Consider the following 15,850-nt stretch of genomic DNA (forward strand, 5'->3'; position numbering starts at 1 on the left):
CGAAAATATTATTTGTGGATCTTCTAGCATTCAACAATAATCTAATGGGCGATACTGGATTCGAACCAGTGACCACTACCTTGTCGAGGTAATGCTCTACCGCTGAGCTAATCGCCCTTTTGAAAAAATCAAATATTTGAACTCCCTATATGAAAATAGCAGCTCAAGGATTCATTTTCTAAGTAACTTAATTTTCCATCTGTCTCTTTTGGTTATTTCTAAATCTAGAATTTCAATAAACCCTTTGTTATCAAGTTGAAGTTTGTCGCCAACTTTTACACTAATAGTACCTTTCTTTACTGTCTTACCATTTAATTTAAGCATTCCAGTTTCTATCCTTTCCAAAATTTTGTTTCTAGAGATTCGGAAACCTGCAGAAGCTATTGCATCTATCCTTGTTGAAGCCTCTACCGTATTAATTATTTTTTTTGATCTTCCAACAGGTATTTGTAATTCATCTAAACATACTATTTTTATTTTTACTTTTACATCTCTTAGGGAGAAAATCTTTTCATCTAAGAATTCAATTTTTGAATCGTCGATTATTCCTTGAGCTCCTCTATCTCCTATGGTCCAAATATCACCAATTCTCTCTTCTCTCAATCCATTATCCACTAATAAGGATCTAAAATCATCCTGAGTTGCGTTGTCAAATAAAAAATTACCATTCATTTGAATACCTTTCGCAGGGAAATCTTTAATTAGTTCATTTTTCTCTGGGGAATTATCTTCTCTAAAACATGCAATCTTGGATCTTTGGGCTGAATTATATCCCCCAAAAACAAAGAATTTAAAATCATTTAAATTTTCAAATTCTTTCAAAATTTCTTCACACACAAATGTTGAATTAAACCCGGTCCAATATGTTTGCCAATGTTTTAAAGATAAATTAGAAATATTTATTAATTCCTCTATTTCTTTTTTGTAATTTGAATTTATTAATAATTCCTTCAAGTCAATCATTTAGCCTTCTATAAAAATTATGTCTCTAGGGTCTGATTGTTTTATTAAAGCCCAAGGTAACTCAGTTCCTATTTGATTTTCAAGAAGAACAAGCCATTTTCCTTCTTTATTGAGATCAATAATAGATCTTAACTCTTTATTTCTATTAACGTTAATACTTGCTGAAGATACAATGCTACCTATATATCCTGAGCCCATACCCAAAAGACCCCCCATGAAAGATTCTCCTATATTGTTTAATCCAAGGAAGCTAAAAGTGGATAAGTTTGTCATATTAGAAAATGCTATGCCCGCTATAAAACCAAATGGCATTAGCCAGTTACGCATATTTTTCTGTCTTATTTTTCTATCAAGTTTTGGGTTTAGGATTCTTATGTTTTCAATTTCTTCAGATTTAAAGAAGCTATTTGTAGATAAATTTAATAATTGTTGTTGATCAGGAGTTATTTTTTCTTTAGATGGCAAAATTAATAAACATTCTGTTAGAAATATTGATTTGTCCTTGAAAACATTTAATAGATCAAGGCATTTTTCTAACTCATTAAATATAACTATACTTTTAGTCAATTTTCATTCCTCAAATGTTGGTTTGTTGATTCAAATTAATAAAACAAGATATCTCTACTATAGATTAAGTTAAAGTAAAAAAATTAAAGAACAATTCTTTAAATGACAAAAGTTTTAATTACAGACCCAATTGACCAAACGGGAATTGATATCCTTTCCCAAGTCGCTCAAGTTGATCAGAAGATAGGAATCTCGAACTCTGAATTGGCATCTATTATCCATGATTATGATGCTCTTATGATACGCTCTGGCACTCAAGTTACAGGAGATATTATTAACTCTTCTAAGAAACTAAGAATAATTGGAAGAGCTGGGGTTGGTGTAGATAATGTGGATGTTAAGGCGGCTACTCAAAAGGGAGTACTCGTTGTTAATTCTCCGGGGGGGAATACCATAGCTGCTGCCGAGCATACAATTGCAATGATGTTGGCATTATCAAGAAATATACCAATTGCAAATAGTAGTACTTTTTTGGGTAAATGGGAAAGAAAAAAATTTGTTGGTAATGAGTTGTTTAAGAAAAAGCTAGGTGTTGTAGGTTTAGGAAAAATAGGAACTCATGTCGCAAAAGTTGCCAATGCTCTTGGAATGGATGTTTATGGATATGATCCATTTGTTTCCTCAGAAAGAGCACAACAATTACAGGTCAGATTGTCCGAATTAAAAACATTGTTTGAGGAATCTGATTATTTAACTTTACATTTGCCGAGGACTTCAGAAACAGAAAACCTAGTAAATATGAAGGTGCTTAAAAGTATGAAAAAAAATGCAAAATTAATAAACTGTGCGCGTGGGGGAATAATTGATGAAGAAGCTTTAGCTGAGGCACTTAATAATTCATTGATAGGAGGAGCCGCTATTGATGTGTTTGCTAAAGAGCCATTAGACTCCAATTCACCACTACTTAAAGTCGATAAAAATTTAATCCTTACACCTCATTTAGGAGCATCAACTAGGGAAGCTCAAGAGAATGTTGCTGTAGATGTTGCTGAACAAATAAGAGATGTTCTTTTGGGACTTTCTGCACGAACAGCAGTAAATATTCCGGGTTTAAGTCCTGATATTATGGATAGCCTTAAACCTCATTTGCAATTAGCTGAAACAATGGGCCTTTTAATAAGCCAACTTTCTGGAGGACAAATTCAAAAGTTAGAGGTAAGGCTTCAAGGTGAATTTGTGCAACACCCTTCACAGCCTTTAATCATAGCCAGTTTAAAAGGTCTATTAAGTAAGGCTCTAGGTGATCGAATAAATTATGTTAACGCTTCTCTTGAAGCAGAGTCTAGAGGTATTTCAGTAGTTGAAAGTAAAGACGAGGCTAGACCGGAATTTGCTAGCGGTTCACTTCAATTAACTACATTTGGAGATAATGGTGAGCATAGTGTTGCAGGAAGCATTTTTGCTGATGGTGAATTGAGAATAATTAGCATTGATCAATATCCAGTTAATGTTTCTCCTAGTAGATTTATGCTTATAACTAGGCATAGAGATATGCCGGGCATTATTGGAAAGTTAGGTTCCCTCCTAGGGGACCATAATGTCAATATTGCCTCAATGCAAGTTGGTAGAAAAATTGTCAGAGGAGAAGCTGTTATGGTTTTAAGTATTGATGATCCTATTCCTACAAATTTGCTTGAATCAATTCTTGAAGTTGAGGGAATCACTAGTTCTGATCCAGTAACTTTATAAATAATTTGAGTAGTTAATGGAAATAAAAAATTGGTATGAACTTACCTTTGAAATAGAAACTAATTTAGAAGAAATTATTATTTGGAAATTAAATAACTTAGGTATATCTAGTTACGCATTTGAAATTTTATTAAATAATAAAAATAATAAAAAAGTAATAATTTGGCTTCCAAATCTAAATTGGCCAGAAAGTTTAAGAATTAAACTCGTGAGAAATATTAAAGAGGTTTTAGATAAAAACAATTATCAAACCGATTGTTTTGAGTGGAATCTTATTGAACAGGAAGATTGGATATCAAGCTGGAAGAAATATTGGGGACCAGAACTTGTAGGGGATAACTTACTTGTATTACCTTGTTGGCTTGAATTACCAGAGCAATATAAAAATAAGAAAGTTATTAAAATAGATCCTGGAGCAGCTTTTGGTACAGGAAGTCATCCCACGACATATCTTTGCTTAGAAGAATTGGAAAAGATTTCATTATCTAGCAAGAAAATATTAGATATAGGTTCAGGTAGCGGTATTTTAAGTATTGCCGCTAGATCTTTTGGGGCTAGCAAAATTTATTCTATTGATAATGATTATCTGGCAATAAATTCTACTGAGTCTAATTATCGGCTGAATTTTGGTAATCTTGATAATTTAAAAACATATCTAGGATCATTTGATGGGTTGGTTTCAAAATATACTTTGAAAAATTTTGATTTTATTTTGTGTAATATTCTCGCAGAAGTTATAAAAGGCATAATCCCTGACATTCGTAATTGCCTTAAAATTGATGGAGAAGTTATTTTAAGTGGAATCTTGAATTCACAAAAAGATGAAATTATCAAATTATTAAAAGCTAGTAATTTACGAATAAATAATGTATCTTCTAAAAAAGATTGGGTGTGCATTACAGCACAAAAAATACCTTAATCTTAAAAATACATAAGTTTTTCTAATGTAACCCGCTTTTCGCATTGTATTGTTTCATTTTTTACCCCCTTTGCACGCAAATGTCTACAAACAATGTTAAAAAAGTATTAACGGTAAATTTTTACCATCAATTTTTAAATTAAATGGCTTCTTACAAAGTTACACTTATCAGTGAAAGTGAAGGTCTCAATTCTACGATTGAAGTACCTGATGATCAGTACATTTTAGATGCTGCTGAAGAACAGGGTGTCGATCTACCATACTCTTGTAGAGCAGGAGCTTGTTCTACATGTGCAGGTAAAATCACATCAGGAACTGTTGATCAATCAGACCAAAGTTTTTTAGATGATGATCAATTAGAGGCTGGTTTTGTCCTTACTTGTGTTGCATATCCATCTTCAGATGTAACAATTACTACTCATGCTGAAGAAGAGCTTTATTAATTATAAAAAATAACTTTAGTTAGTTGTTTTATTAAAATTTTTCTGCCATTCTCATATGAGGTGGCTTTTTTTTTGGGATAAATGAATAAATTTGAATTTTTTAAAACCGATGCAATCCAATCAAGTTACGGTGGTCAATTCAGTTATAAAGTGATTGGCCCATGTTGCAGGCTATATGACAGAGAAGAGTTGCCTTGGCCTTGTTCTAGGCTGGCCTGGCGCAGTAAAGAGCCAAGTTGGAGAAGAATAGGAGCTAGATTTGTCGCAGATATGGCCTCAAGGAAATGTCCATCGTATTCAGTTCAAATTTTAGAACCAGGATCAAAACCTGTAGAAACGGTAATAACACTATTCTCAAAGAAGTTTTCTTCAGAAATCCAAGAATGGTGGTACAGCAAAAAACCAGGCTCAAAAGAACCTGGTAATGTGTTGCCAGAAAGTATTTAAAGTATTTTTTTTAAGCTTTTGGTTTTGGAGGCATATAACCTCTTAAACCTGAGCATTCAAGACTGTCAACTGTATCCACGCCAGTTTTTGAATTAGTACCTGTTGCTCTCTCACATAATGATTTCCTCTCAGAAAGATCAAGATTGGCGTCTGTAAAGTCTGTTCCATCTATAGTTGCCCCATTAAAAACACTTTTCATTAGCTCTCCATTTGTAAGATTTGCATCTGATAAATCAGCATTATCAAAACGTACAGCATATGCAATAAGATCTTTCATGTTGGCACCTTTGAAACTAGAGTTCTTGGCAGTTGTTACGCTCATATAGGCACCTTGTAGGTTGGCTTCGCCTAAATCTTGATTAGATAAATCATATTTTACATATTCATTATTTTGAAGATCTGCACCATGAAGATCTTCTTTTAATCCATCTACTGATGAAGGATCACTTGGATAAAGTGCATTTGCAGAGATTGGATTAAGAAGTAAACCAATAATCAATGGAAGAAAAATAAGAAGTCTTTTGAAAGACTTGTTTAGTGATGAAAAAATAGAAACCATTTCGATCGACATCAAATTAAAAAAAACCATAAGACTATTATTTCATGGGTTGGTCATTTACAACCCTACTGCTCACGAACTGTTGCAGTTTATTTAATTTCTGCGGTTAAAAAATCTTTAGCAAGATAAGTATTAGGGAAGATTTTTTGAGCTTCTTTTAGCAAATCGCTTGGCTTGATTGGACTTCTTTGAGTATATCTTGGGCTTAAATGTGTGATAATTAATTTCTTTACGTTAGACAATAGTGCAGTTTTTGCTGCCATTATTGTTGTTGAATGTAATTTTTCGTAAGCCATTTTTTCATCTGCTTTTGAAAATGTAGATTCATGAACTAGTAAATCAGCATTTTTAGATAAGTTAACTGCCGATTCGCTAAAAACTGTATCAGTACAGTAAACAAAACTTTCACCTTTTCTGGGAGGACCACAAAAATCTTGCCCATTAAAAGATCTCCCATCTTTCAATTGAACTGTTTTACCTGCTTGTAATTCTGAATATATAGGCCCGGGAGGAATATTTGAATCTTCTGCTTTTTTGATATCGAATACTCCTGGCTTATCTTTTTCGCTAACACGATAACCATAAGCAGGGAGCCTATGCTTAAGGCAGGCACAATGAACTTTTAACTTATCGTTTTCAAATAAAATTTTATTTAATGAGGCGAAATCTTCAACTTCTCGAAAACGTAAAGGAAATGACAACTTGCAAAAGCTGCTTTCAAGTGCAGAAGTTACAAAACTTTTTAACTCTGAAGGACCATAAATTTCAATACCATTACTATTCCCCGATAAACCTAAGGTAGCTAAAAGCCCTGGTAGACCATATATATGATCACCATGCATATGAGTAATAAATATCTTCTTAATTTGTGAAGATTTTATATTACTCTTCATTAGCTGATGTTGAGTTCCTTCTCCGCAGTCAAAAAGCCATACTTCAGCTGTTTGAGATAATTTAAGTGCTAATGATGAGACATTTCTTGTTAAGGTTGGCACCCCAGAGCTTGTTCCCAAGAAAGTGATGTTCACTTTAAATGTTATTTTTGTTTTATTTCTAGATTAAATCTAGACTTTTAGTCAAACTTAGGCAAATACAAAATTTGTTTTTCAAACATAGTGGGTTTTAAAATTACAAAAAATTTTTATAAATTTTATTTAATATTTATAATAATTTTTTGTGTTTTCCAAAATCAGTCTTTATCCGCTGCAAGAGAGCCCTTGATAAGGGTTCTAATATCAAAAAACAGAAATTTAAGGATAAGATCTGATAAATCAATTCCATTAATTATTAAAGGGCAAAAATTCTCAAATAAAAAAATTAAAGGTTTGACTGTAAAAAAAGAAAATAATAGAACATCATTATTTTTTGATAAGAACAAACAAAAAATCTATGATTTAAAAAATAAAGTAAAATTAGTAGTTAAATCTTCTGATGGAAGAGGTATTTGGGTTGGCCAGAAAAGATATTCAGGAATTTTAAATCTATTAGTTCTTGATTCTGAGATATTAGTGATTAATATCCTTGGAATCGAAAAGTATCTGAGTAGTGTTGTTGGCTCAGAGATGCCAGCTAAATGGCCGTTAGAGGCATTAAAAGCACAGGCTATTGCTTCAAGGACTTATGCTTTAAAACAAAAAGGAAATCCAATTTATGATATTGATTCTACTCAGAAAAACCAAGTTTATAATGGCTTGGAATCAAGAACCTATAAAACTGCAAGGGCAGTAAGAAGTACAAGATCATTAGTTTTGACATATAAAAATAAATTGATTAATGCCTTGTTTCACAGTAGTTCAGGAGGTATGACAGAAAATAGTCAAGATGTTTGGAAGAATGAATATCCTTATTTATCAAGCGTTAGAGATTTTGATAGAAATAATCCAAAACTACAATGGAAGAAAAAATTCTCAAGCGGAGAATTACAAAAATTATTCCCTGAAATTGGAGGAATTAAAAAAATTGAGATTTTGAATATAACTAATACTGGGAGAGTAAAAAATGTGAAAATTTTTGGAAAATATGGCTCTGATCAAATATCAGGAGTTGATATTAGAAAAAGAATGAATCTGAAAAGTACTTTTATGAGGTTTAAATTTATTGAAGATAAAAAATATATTTCCGATAATGATAATTCCAATATTCCTATTGAAAAAACTTTAATAGTTTTTGGTCAAGGCTCTGGTCATGGTGTAGGGATGAGTCAATGGGGTGCAAGATATATGGCTTCCAAAGGTCAAAAAGCAGAAAGAATATTAAAACATTTTTATAAGGGTGTTGGAATTAAACCGTTTAGCAAAAATTACTTATAAAAAGTTATTTTGCATTAAGTACTAATTTGGGATGTAATGTAGTTTTTTCTTCATTAATAAAACCCATTCCTAATAGGATTTTGTTTTGGTCAATAATTTTTATTGGTTTTTTGTAATCAAAAGAGCGGCTTTTAACAAAATTATTAGCATCGAATTTAATTATTCTTCCTGTTTGCCAAAAGTTAATTTCTTCTTGATTGGCTAAAACTAGTGTTGAAATATGATCAAGAGCAGAAATTGTGGGAATAATAAAAGGTGCGTTTTTGTCATTAAGATCACTTAGATCAGATATCTTTATAGAATTTTTCTCATGGAATCCACAAGCCGAAATCCTTTTAAGTTTCAAAAGACAACCTTCAGAATCTAAGATCCCGCCCAAATCTCTAGCGATGGATCTTATATAAGTTCCTGAGGAACAAGAAACTTTTATTTCTAATATTCCATTTATTTGATCCCATTTGTTTAGAACTAATTCTTCGATTTCTACCTCTTTTGGTTTTAATTCAAATTCTTCATTTTTAAAAGCTTTTTTGTATGCTCTTTCTCCATTAACGTGAACACTAGATACTCTGGGAGGTACTTGTTGGATAATACCTCTGAAGTTATTTAAATATTTATCTAATTGCTTATGGCTTAAAACAGGCCAATCTTTTTTGTTAAGAATTTCGCCTTGCATATCATCAGTTTTTGTTCTTATGCCTAATTGGATTTGGCCAATATAAGTTTTGCCTTGAGGTAAATATTGAATAAATCTTGTAGCACTGCCTATCGCAATTGGTAAAGTACCTGTTACATCGGGATCTAAAGTACCTGTGTGACCAACTTTTTTGGTACCTAATAATTTCCTTATTTGTTTAACGCAATCGTGAGAGGTAAATCCTTTCTCTTTATTTATTGCTATAAATCCATTTTTAATTTCCATTTTAATATTAAGATTCCTATGAGAACTATTTCTTACTATTTTATTATTTTTAAATAAGGAATTATTAAAGTAAGAAATTGAAAAAAGATGATTTCATAATAAAAGAATTTATAGATGATGCTTTTGATTTGAAATCACACTTAATGGAATTTTTGTCTATCGAGCAGGGTGATTTGGATGGGTTCCTCGAAAACGCAAAGATGGATTTAGCCAATCTTCATCCAGGGGGTAGTTTAAGTGAGGCTGAAGACTTTTATAAAGAAATTGTTGGAGATAAGCATTTGGCAGATTTGGCCGCCTGGCATATTTCAAGTAAGGATTATATTGCTAACACCTTAAAACTTCAACAGAGATTTTCAAGAAATTTGGTCTTAGATTTTGGAGGAGGGATTGGTACTCATGCTTTAGCTAATGCAATGTCTACAAAGGTTGAGCATGTATTTTTCGTTGATATTAATAAAACAAATAGAGATTTTGTTGAATATAGGTCTAAAAAACTTGGTGTGGGTAATAAACTCACTTTTTGTAAAACAATTCAGGAAACAAAAATATCTAGATTTGATACAATCATATGCCTTGATGTATTAGAGCATTTATCTGATCCTGCTTATCATCTTGATACCTTTCATAAAATTATGGGTCCTAACTCAATTGGATTATTTAATTGGTACTTTTATAAAGGAGAAAATAATGAATATCCCTTTCACGTTGATGATGAGCAAATTGTTGAAGAATTTTTTAGGACTCTACAATTAAAATTTGTAGAAGTTTTTCATCCTATTCTTATTACGACAAGATCTTATAAAAAGAATTAAAGAACTACATTTACTCTTTTTCTATTTCTTAAATTCCTTTTTATACTGTCAAAGCTTACAGTTCCTTCTTTTAGGGCGAAAAGTGTATCATCCTTTCCTTTCCCTACATTAATTCCTGGCAAAAAAGAAGTACCTCTTTGACGGATTATGATAGACCCTGCTGATACTTTTTCTCCTCCATAAGCTTTAACTCCAAGTCTTTTAGAATTTGAATCTCTTCCATTTCTGGTTGATCCGGTACCTTTTTTATGTGCCATTAGTAAAAATTAGTTTTCAGGGTTTGAGGCCTTTGGGCTAATACTCTTTTTTTTAACTTCAGTTTTTGAAGATGTTTTAGGAGTACTGTTTGTAATTGATATAGATTTTACCATAACTCTTGTGAGCTCTTGTCTGTGGCCCATTTTTCTACGTGTCTTCTTTTTAGGACGCATTTTATATACGATTATTTTCTTATCTCTTTTATGAGAAACCACTTCTAGTTCAATTTTTGCATTTTTTACGTAAGGCTTACCAAGTGAAATATTATCTTTATCTTTTATTAGGAGAATTTTATCAATAGTAATCTTATCTTTTTCTTTAGCATTTAACCTGTCAATATCATAATATTTATCAACTTCAAACCAGAATTGTTGGCCTGATGTCTCAGCTATTGCATACAAATTTTCATTTTTTGCAGAACTGTTAGAAGGTTTTTTGGAAGAAGTCATATAATGAGGACGCCGAGAGGTTCAAATTTATTAATTTGATTAAGCCTTTTTAGCAGTCTTGAATGTTTGTTTATCTTCTTATTTTATAGTGTAATTAGTCAAGGTTTATTATTAAATTCTTTCATTTAACTTGAGGTTTTAACATATGGTGGCAAGAAAAACATATATTTTAAAACTTTACGTGGCAGGTAATACTCCCAATTCAATGAGAGCTTTAAATACTCTTAAAGAAATTCTAGAGAATGAATTTAAAGGAGTTTATGCTCTAAAAGTAATAGATGTTCTTAAACAACCGCAACTTGCTGAAGAAGATAAGATTTTGGCAACCCCAACTCTTGCAAAGATTTTACCTCCTCCTGTTAGAAGAATAATTGGTGATTTATCAGATAGAGAAAAGGTTTTAATTGGATTAGATTTACTTTTTGATGAATTATCAGAGAGTGAATATAGTGGAGGTACAAAAAATTAATAAAAACTTTTATAATTAAAAATATATCAATAGTTATAGAATAATTTTCCTGACAAAAATCTATGAAAGATAAAAAAATTAGTAAATCAATTAAAATGCAAGTCCAGAAAATACCTACTGGAATTGAGGGTTTTGATGATGTTTGTAGGGGAGGCTTGCCTGCTGCGAGAAGTACTCTTGTTAGTGGGACATCTGGAACTGGTAAAACTGTTTTTTCTCTACAATATTTACATCATGGGATTTGTAATTTTGATGAGCCAGGAATTTTTATTACCTTTGAAGAATCACCTTTAGATATTATTAGAAATGCAGCTAGCTTTGGTTGGGATTTACAGAAATTAATTGATCAAAATAAACTTTTTATTTTGGATGCTTCTCCTGATCCTGACGGTCAAGATGTTGCTGGTAATTTTGATCTTTCAGGTTTGATTGAAAGGATTAGTTATGCGATAAGAAAATATAAAGCTAAGAGAGTAGCGATAGACTCAATAACCGCTGTGTTTCAGCAATATGATGCTATTTATGTTGTTAGAAGAGAGATTTTTAGACTTATTGCGAGATTAAAAGAAATAGGAGTTACTACCGTAATGACGACAGAAAGGGTGGATGATTATGGCCCAATAGCTCGTTATGGCGTTGAGGAATTTGTATCTGATAATGTCGTGCTACTTAGAAATGTTCTTGAGGCAGAGAAAAGAAGAAGAACTTTAGAAGTTTTAAAGTTGAGAGGAACCGTACATATGAAAGGAGAATTTCCTTTCACAATGGGAGATGATGGCATAATTGTTTTTGCCTTAGGAGCGATGAGATTAACGCAAAGATCCTCAAATATAAGGATAAGTTCAGGGGTTAAAGATCTTGATGAAATGTGTGGAGGGGGTTATTTTCAGGATTCAATAATTCTGGCAACTGGCGCGACTGGTACAGGTAAAACTATGCTGGTATCAAAGTTTATTGAAGATGCTTACAACAATAAAGAAAGAGCCATACTTTTTGCCTATGAAGAATCTAGGGCTCAACTAAATAGAAATGCTACGAGTTGGGGAATAGATTTTGAAAAGATGGAAAATGAAGGATTATTAAAAATTATTTGTGCATACCCTGAATCAACTGGTTTAGAAGATCACTTACAGATTATAAAATCGCAAATAAATGAATTTAAACCTAAGAGATTGGCAATTGACTCTCTCTCTGCATTGGCTAGAGGAGTAAGTTTGAATGCTTTTAGACAATTTGTAATTGGAGTTACTGGTTATTCAAAACAAGAAGAGATAGCGGGTTTCTTCACAAATACTGCCGAAGAATTTATGGGAAGTCATTCTATTACCGACTCTCATATTTCAACTATCACTGATACGATATTATTATTGCAATACGTTGAAATTAAAGGGGAGATGGCTAGAGCCATAAATGTTTTTAAAATGAGAGGCTCATGGCATGATAAAAGGATAAGAGAATATATAATTACTGGCCAAGGCCCTGAAATAAAAGATTCATTTTCTAATTTTGAACAAATATTTAGCGGTGCACCTCATAGAGTTATTTCTGATCAGAGTATTCCAAACGTTTTTAAAGGAATTGAAAAAAATTAGAATAATTCACTTACTTGAGAGTCGGAAAGATTTTCGACGTTACTAATTGTTTGAGCGAGCAATTCATCTTTGTCAGATTGTTCTAGGGGTAAATCAAACCAAAATGTTGTGCCGATTCCTAGTTCGCTCGCCATTCGAATTTGCCCACCATGTTTCTCAATTATACCTCTAACAATTGATAAGCCTAATCCTGTTCCTTGTTCGGTATGAACAGCATTTTCAACTCTATAAAAACGATCAAATATTTTCTCTTGGTCAGGTTGCGATATACCTGAACCATTATCAGCGATCTCAATTCTTACTTTGGGTAAAGGTGAAACTAATTCACATTGAGGAGCATCTTTATTGTTGTTAGGGGGAAAGGCTGGACATGAATCAGGCCAAGTATAAGCTCTAATTTTAAGAGTGCTATTTTTCGGACTAAATTTCAAACCATTACCTAGTAAATTATCAAAAACTTGTAATAATAAGTCGAAATTTCCAAGAATTGATGGAATATTTTCCTCGATATCATGTGCTAAAGAAACATTCTTTTCAGTAGCATTAAGTCTATAATTTCTAAGTGTTTGTTCAATAGCTGGTTTAATTTCCATAGGCTCTAATTGAATTATTTTACCTGATTCCAATCTTGATAAATCAAGTACATCATTAACTAGTCTTGTTAATCTATCAGTTTCTGAATTAGCGATACCCAGGAATTCAAGTTGCTCCTCATTAGAAAGTTGATCTTTTAAATCATATAAAGTCTCTACATAACTTTTTATATTAAAAAGTGGAGTTCTTAGCTCATGAGAAACGTTACTTATAAATCTATTTTGTGCTGCATTAAGTTCAACTTCTCTTGTTAAATCTTGAATTGTAACTGCAATTCCTTTTAATTCAACTTTATTTGTATCCAAAACAGACTGTAAAACAATTCTTAGGGTCCTTGCAGGTTCGCCTAAGCTGCACCTCAAATCATCATTTTCCTTTTCTCTTTTTAAAATTGATTCTATATTTGTATGTAAGTCATTAGATAAAATTTCAGGAATTTCATTTAAAAAATATTTACCTTCTAAGAATCTACCTTCCCAACGAAATAGTCTTTTTGCTGTTGGATTAGTTAGTACTATTTTTCCTTTGGAGTCCAAAAGTATTGCACCATCTGCCATTGTAGCTATTAATGACTGTTGCTTTATCTGAGCAGCCTTGAGTTCTTCAATATTTGCCTCATCGTAATTCTCTAGTTGAGAAGCCATTCGGTTAAAACCTGTAAGTAATTCTCCTAGATCACCAGTCATTGGTAAAGAGATCCTAGATTTAAAATTGCCTTTTGAAATTTCTCTAACACCCTTTACTAATTCTCTTACAGGCCTGGTAATGGTTAATGCATTAAATACTGCTCCAAGTATCACTAAAACCCAAATAGAAATGAAAACTGCTATTGTCACTTCTCTAGTTAATGCTGCACTCGACAAAGCCTTTTTGTTAGGTGTAACTCCCAAAGCTAATGTTCCAAGATACTTACCTTTCCATAACATTGGTACAAATACATCTGTAACTTGTCCTTGAGGGGTGGCATGCTGTCTTACTAAAGGAAATTGAGGTCTCTTCTTTAATTCTGATGGTAACTTTAATCTTCTAGTTAATTGAAATTGGTTATCTGAACTTGTAGGGGTAGCACTAATTGGAATTCCAAGTTGAACAATATCTTCAGCATCAGTAAAAAAAATATAACGTAAATTTCTACTTGATCTCCAAAACTTTTCTGCAACATTCGATATCTCTTTCCTTTTATTATTTGCAACTAGTTCAGTAACATTACCTGATAGTAGAAGTCCTAGATCACGTGCGTATCTTGTATCATTCATACCGGCATCTCTTTGAATACTATTAAGAGCAAAAAATGTTATGCCAGTCATTAAAAGACTTACAACAAGAGTTGCTATAGCTAATAGTTTTGTTCTTAAACTAAAACCACTCCACCAAGTTAAAACTCTGCTTGACCAGTGGTCAGGATTATTTTCATCAAAAAATTTTTTTGAAGGATTAAGTTTTATTTTATTAGGCTCATTGCTCTCTATCATTTAGTTAGTCCTCTCAGCAATTTTTTTAATTCTGACTTGATAGCCAATATCTTTTCTATAATAAATACCGTCAAAACTTATTTCTTCTAAATTCTTATAAGCCTTTTCAAAAACTTTATTAAAATCTTCGCCTTGACAAACAATACTAAGAACTCTCCCTCCATCCGTAATAAATTCACCTTTAGAATTTAATGATGTTCCAGAATCGAAGATTTGACAATTTTCAAAGTCGATATTGCCGTAAGTTATCGGAAAACCTTTTTTATAATTATGAGGGTAACCTTTTGAAGTTGCAATTACACAACCGCTGAATTTATTCGACATTTTAATTTTTTCGTTTCCGAGAAGACTACCCTTGGCACATTTTTGTAGAAGAATCACAAAGTCTTTGTCCATTAAAGGCATTATTGTTTGGCATTCAGGATCGCCAAATCTGCAGTTGTATTCTATAACTTTTGGGCCTGATTTTGTGATCATTAAGCCAAAATATAGAACCCCTTTGTAGTCGATATTCTTCCGCAACAATGTATCAATTGTAGGCTCAATTATTTCCTTAGTAATAGTTTCAAGAAGACTTTTTGTCATCATTGGAGTAGGAGAATAAGCCCCCATTCCTCCCGTATTTGGCCCTTTATCATTCTCATTAAGTCTTTTATGATCTTGAGCTGTAGGAAGTAAAACATATTTCTTTCCATCGCAAAGAGCAAAAACCGAAACTTCTGGACCCTCAATTTTTTCTTCCAAAACAATTATTTCGCCAGCATTACCAAATTTTCCCTTAAATATTTCTTCCGTAGCATTTATAGAGGCTTCTTTTGATTCAGGGATGAAAACTCCTTTCCCTGAAGCTAATCCGTCAGCTTTTACTACTAATGGATTTGGAGATGTAAAGATAATTTTTTTTGCTTCCTTTAATGACTTAACTTTCCAAAAATTTGCAGTGGGAATATTTGCGTCTTTCATAAATTCCTTTGCCCAAGATTTACTTGATTCTAATTTGGCTCCATCTGGTCCAGGACCAAACACATCAAAGTTATTTCTCCTAAGAACCTCCCCTAAGCCCTCTGCCAACGGTGTCTCTGGTCCTATTACTACTAAGTCAATATTTAGAAATTTTAGTTTTGAGGTTAATACTTTAGTATTCTTTAAATCTAAATTAATTCTCTCAGATTTATTTATTTTTTTTGAACCAGCATTACCTGGGAGTAGATAAATTTTCTTGATTAAGTCATTTTTTTGAATAGCCCATGCTAATGCGTTTTCTCGACCGCCATTACCAATTATTAAAATATTTTCTAATTTATTAGAACTTTTAGAGTTGATTGTATTAATGCTCATGAAGAGGATCTTTATATATAATAGGGTTTGAAATGTATTTCAATT

Annotated in this window: 17 protein-coding genes and 1 tRNA gene; 8 read left to right on the forward strand and 10 right to left on the reverse strand. The window is 32.2% G+C overall.

Going from position 1 to position 15,850, the window contains the following annotated elements:
• Positions 1 to 45 precede the first annotated feature (45 nt).
• From ACTF45_RS06660 to ACTF45_RS06670, 3 genes are all read right to left on the reverse strand, one after another.
• A tRNA-Val gene (locus tag ACTF45_RS06660) sits at positions 46 to 117 on the reverse strand.
• A 54-nt stretch (positions 118 to 171) separates the two neighbouring features.
• The gene (locus ACTF45_RS06665) at positions 172 to 963 is read right to left on the reverse strand and encodes a photosystem II S4 domain protein (protein ID WP_438949614.1); all 792 of its coding nucleotides are present in this window, start codon (positions 961 to 963) and stop codon (positions 172 to 174) included.
• Positions 964 to 1,530 carry a hypothetical protein gene (locus ACTF45_RS06670; RefSeq protein WP_438949615.1) on the reverse strand — a complete coding sequence of 189 codons (567 nt, stop codon included), beginning with the start codon at positions 1,528 to 1,530 and terminating at the stop codon, positions 964 to 966.
• 102 nt (positions 1,531 to 1,632) lie between these two features.
• Between ACTF45_RS06670 and serA the strand changes: the two genes are divergently transcribed.
• The 4 genes from serA (at position 1,633) to ACTF45_RS06690 (ending at position 5,028) form a co-directional block, all read left to right on the forward strand.
• Positions 1,633 to 3,219: a phosphoglycerate dehydrogenase gene (gene serA, locus ACTF45_RS06675; RefSeq protein WP_438949616.1), complete on the forward strand. Its 1,587-nt coding sequence runs from the start codon at positions 1,633 to 1,635 to the stop codon at positions 3,217 to 3,219.
• A gap of 16 nt (positions 3,220 to 3,235) precedes the next feature.
• Positions 3,236 to 4,138, forward strand: a complete 903-nt coding sequence (gene prmA / locus ACTF45_RS06680) for a 50S ribosomal protein L11 methyltransferase (RefSeq protein ID WP_438949617.1) — start codon at positions 3,236 to 3,238, stop codon at positions 4,136 to 4,138.
• A gap of 143 nt (positions 4,139 to 4,281) precedes the next feature.
• The gene (locus ACTF45_RS06685) at positions 4,282 to 4,581 is read left to right on the forward strand and encodes a ferredoxin (protein ID WP_011132986.1); all 300 of its coding nucleotides are present in this window, start codon (positions 4,282 to 4,284) and stop codon (positions 4,579 to 4,581) included.
• An 81-nt stretch (positions 4,582 to 4,662) separates the two neighbouring features.
• Positions 4,663 to 5,028 (forward strand): hypothetical protein, encoded by a 366-nt coding sequence (locus ACTF45_RS06690; RefSeq protein ID WP_011132985.1) that lies wholly within the window; start codon positions 4,663 to 4,665, stop codon positions 5,026 to 5,028.
• A gap of 10 nt (positions 5,029 to 5,038) precedes the next feature.
• Here the strand turns inward: ACTF45_RS06690 and ACTF45_RS06695 are convergent, their stop codons facing one another.
• Both ACTF45_RS06695 and rnz read right to left on the reverse strand, forming a co-directional pair.
• Positions 5,039 to 5,599, reverse strand: a complete 561-nt coding sequence (locus ACTF45_RS06695; protein WP_288347225.1) for a pentapeptide repeat-containing protein — start codon at positions 5,597 to 5,599, stop codon at positions 5,039 to 5,041.
• 77 nt (positions 5,600 to 5,676) lie between these two features.
• Complete coding sequence (rnz, locus tag ACTF45_RS06700; RefSeq protein WP_288347226.1) at positions 5,677 to 6,615, reverse strand: ribonuclease Z; 939 nt, start codon at positions 6,613 to 6,615, stop codon at positions 5,677 to 5,679.
• 87 nt (positions 6,616 to 6,702) lie between these two features.
• Between rnz and ACTF45_RS06705 the strand changes: the two genes are divergently transcribed.
• Entirely contained in the window at positions 6,703 to 7,896 is a 1,194-nt protein-coding gene (locus ACTF45_RS06705; protein WP_288347228.1) for a SpoIID/LytB domain-containing protein, read from the forward strand.
• A 4-nt stretch (positions 7,897 to 7,900) separates the two neighbouring features.
• Here the strand turns inward: ACTF45_RS06705 and truB are convergent, their stop codons facing one another.
• Positions 7,901 to 8,818, reverse strand: a complete 918-nt coding sequence (gene truB, locus ACTF45_RS06710; RefSeq protein ID WP_288347229.1) for a tRNA pseudouridine(55) synthase TruB — start codon at positions 8,816 to 8,818, stop codon at positions 7,901 to 7,903.
• Between the two features lie 143 nt (positions 8,819 to 8,961).
• Between truB and ACTF45_RS06715 the strand changes: the two genes are divergently transcribed.
• Entirely contained in the window at positions 8,962 to 9,633 is a 672-nt protein-coding gene (locus tag ACTF45_RS06715; protein WP_288347269.1) for a class I SAM-dependent methyltransferase, read from the forward strand.
• Here ACTF45_RS06715 and rpmA read toward each other — a convergent pair.
• Together rpmA and rplU are read right to left on the reverse strand one after the other, a co-directional pair.
• On the reverse strand, positions 9,630 to 9,890 hold the full coding sequence (rpmA, locus tag ACTF45_RS06720) for a 50S ribosomal protein L27 (protein ID WP_011132979.1): 261 nt from the start codon (positions 9,888 to 9,890) through the stop codon (positions 9,630 to 9,632). The genes ACTF45_RS06715 and rpmA overlap by 4 nt on opposite strands.
• Before the next feature lie 9 nt (positions 9,891 to 9,899).
• Positions 9,900 to 10,340 carry a 50S ribosomal protein L21 gene (gene rplU, locus ACTF45_RS06725; protein ID WP_288347231.1) on the reverse strand — a complete coding sequence of 147 codons (441 nt, stop codon included), beginning with the start codon at positions 10,338 to 10,340 and terminating at the stop codon, positions 9,900 to 9,902.
• Positions 10,341 to 10,485: 145 nt separating this feature from the next.
• On the opposite strand from rplU, the gene kaiB reads away from it, so the two are divergent.
• Together kaiB and kaiC are read left to right on the forward strand one after the other, a co-directional pair.
• Positions 10,486 to 10,809: a circadian clock protein KaiB gene (gene kaiB, locus ACTF45_RS06730; RefSeq protein WP_011132977.1), complete on the forward strand. Its 324-nt coding sequence runs from the start codon at positions 10,486 to 10,488 to the stop codon at positions 10,807 to 10,809.
• Between the two features lie 62 nt (positions 10,810 to 10,871).
• Positions 10,872 to 12,401 carry a circadian clock protein KaiC gene (gene kaiC, locus ACTF45_RS06735; protein WP_011132976.1) on the forward strand — a complete coding sequence of 510 codons (1,530 nt, stop codon included), beginning with the start codon at positions 10,872 to 10,874 and terminating at the stop codon, positions 12,399 to 12,401.
• Here the strand turns inward: kaiC and ACTF45_RS06740 are convergent.
• Both ACTF45_RS06740 and purD read right to left on the reverse strand, forming a co-directional pair.
• A complete protein-coding gene (locus tag ACTF45_RS06740; protein WP_438949618.1) occupies positions 12,398 to 14,467 on the reverse strand; it encodes a HAMP domain-containing sensor histidine kinase in 2,070 nt (689 codons plus the stop codon). The two genes, kaiC and ACTF45_RS06740, sit on opposite strands and share 4 nt — an antisense overlap.
• Positions 14,468 to 15,805 carry a phosphoribosylamine--glycine ligase gene (purD, locus tag ACTF45_RS06745; protein ID WP_438949619.1) on the reverse strand — a complete coding sequence of 446 codons (1,338 nt, stop codon included), beginning with the start codon at positions 15,803 to 15,805 and terminating at the stop codon, positions 14,468 to 14,470. It abuts the gene before it with no gap.
• Between the last annotated feature and the right edge of the window lie 45 nt (positions 15,806 to 15,850).

The sequence above is a fragment of the Prochlorococcus sp. genome (assembly GCF_965655815.1).
Taxonomy (GTDB): domain Bacteria; phylum Cyanobacteriota; class Cyanobacteriia; order PCC-6307; family Cyanobiaceae; genus Prochlorococcus_A; species Prochlorococcus_A pastoris.

Bases quoted from the DNA above. Each gene is read 5' to 3' on its own strand.
- ACTF45_RS06665 (WP_438949614.1), bottom strand. From the start codon at position 963: ATGATTGACTTGAAGGAATTATTAATAAATTCAAATTACAAAAAAGAA.
- serA (WP_438949616.1), top strand. From the start codon at position 1,633: ATGACAAAAGTTTTAATTACAGACCCAATTGACCAAACGGGAATTGAT.
- prmA (WP_438949617.1), top strand. From the start codon at position 3,236: ATGGAAATAAAAAATTGGTATGAACTTACCTTTGAAATAGAAACTAAT.
- ACTF45_RS06685 (WP_011132986.1), top strand. From the start codon at position 4,282: ATGGCTTCTTACAAAGTTACACTTATCAGTGAAAGTGAAGGTCTCAAT.
- ACTF45_RS06690 (WP_011132985.1), top strand. From the start codon at position 4,663: ATGAATAAATTTGAATTTTTTAAAACCGATGCAATCCAATCAAGTTAC.
- ACTF45_RS06695 (WP_288347225.1), bottom strand. From the start codon at position 5,599: ATGTCGATCGAAATGGTTTCTATTTTTTCATCACTAAACAAGTCTTTC.
- truB (WP_288347229.1), bottom strand. From the start codon at position 8,818: ATGGAAATTAAAAATGGATTTATAGCAATAAATAAAGAGAAAGGATTT.
- ACTF45_RS06715 (WP_288347269.1), top strand. From the start codon at position 8,962: ATGGAATTTTTGTCTATCGAGCAGGGTGATTTGGATGGGTTCCTCGAA.
- rpmA (WP_011132979.1), bottom strand. From the start codon at position 9,890: ATGGCACATAAAAAAGGTACCGGATCAACCAGAAATGGAAGAGATTCA.
- rplU (WP_288347231.1), bottom strand. From the start codon at position 10,340: ATGACTTCTTCCAAAAAACCTTCTAACAGTTCTGCAAAAAATGAAAAT.
- kaiB (WP_011132977.1), top strand. From the start codon at position 10,486: ATGGTGGCAAGAAAAACATATATTTTAAAACTTTACGTGGCAGGTAAT.
- kaiC (WP_011132976.1), top strand. From the start codon at position 10,872: ATGAAAGATAAAAAAATTAGTAAATCAATTAAAATGCAAGTCCAGAAA.
- ACTF45_RS06740 (WP_438949618.1), bottom strand. From the start codon at position 14,467: ATGATAGAGAGCAATGAGCCTAATAAAATAAAACTTAATCCTTCAAAA.
- purD (WP_438949619.1), bottom strand. From the start codon at position 15,805: ATGAGCATTAATACAATCAACTCTAAAAGTTCTAATAAATTAGAAAAT.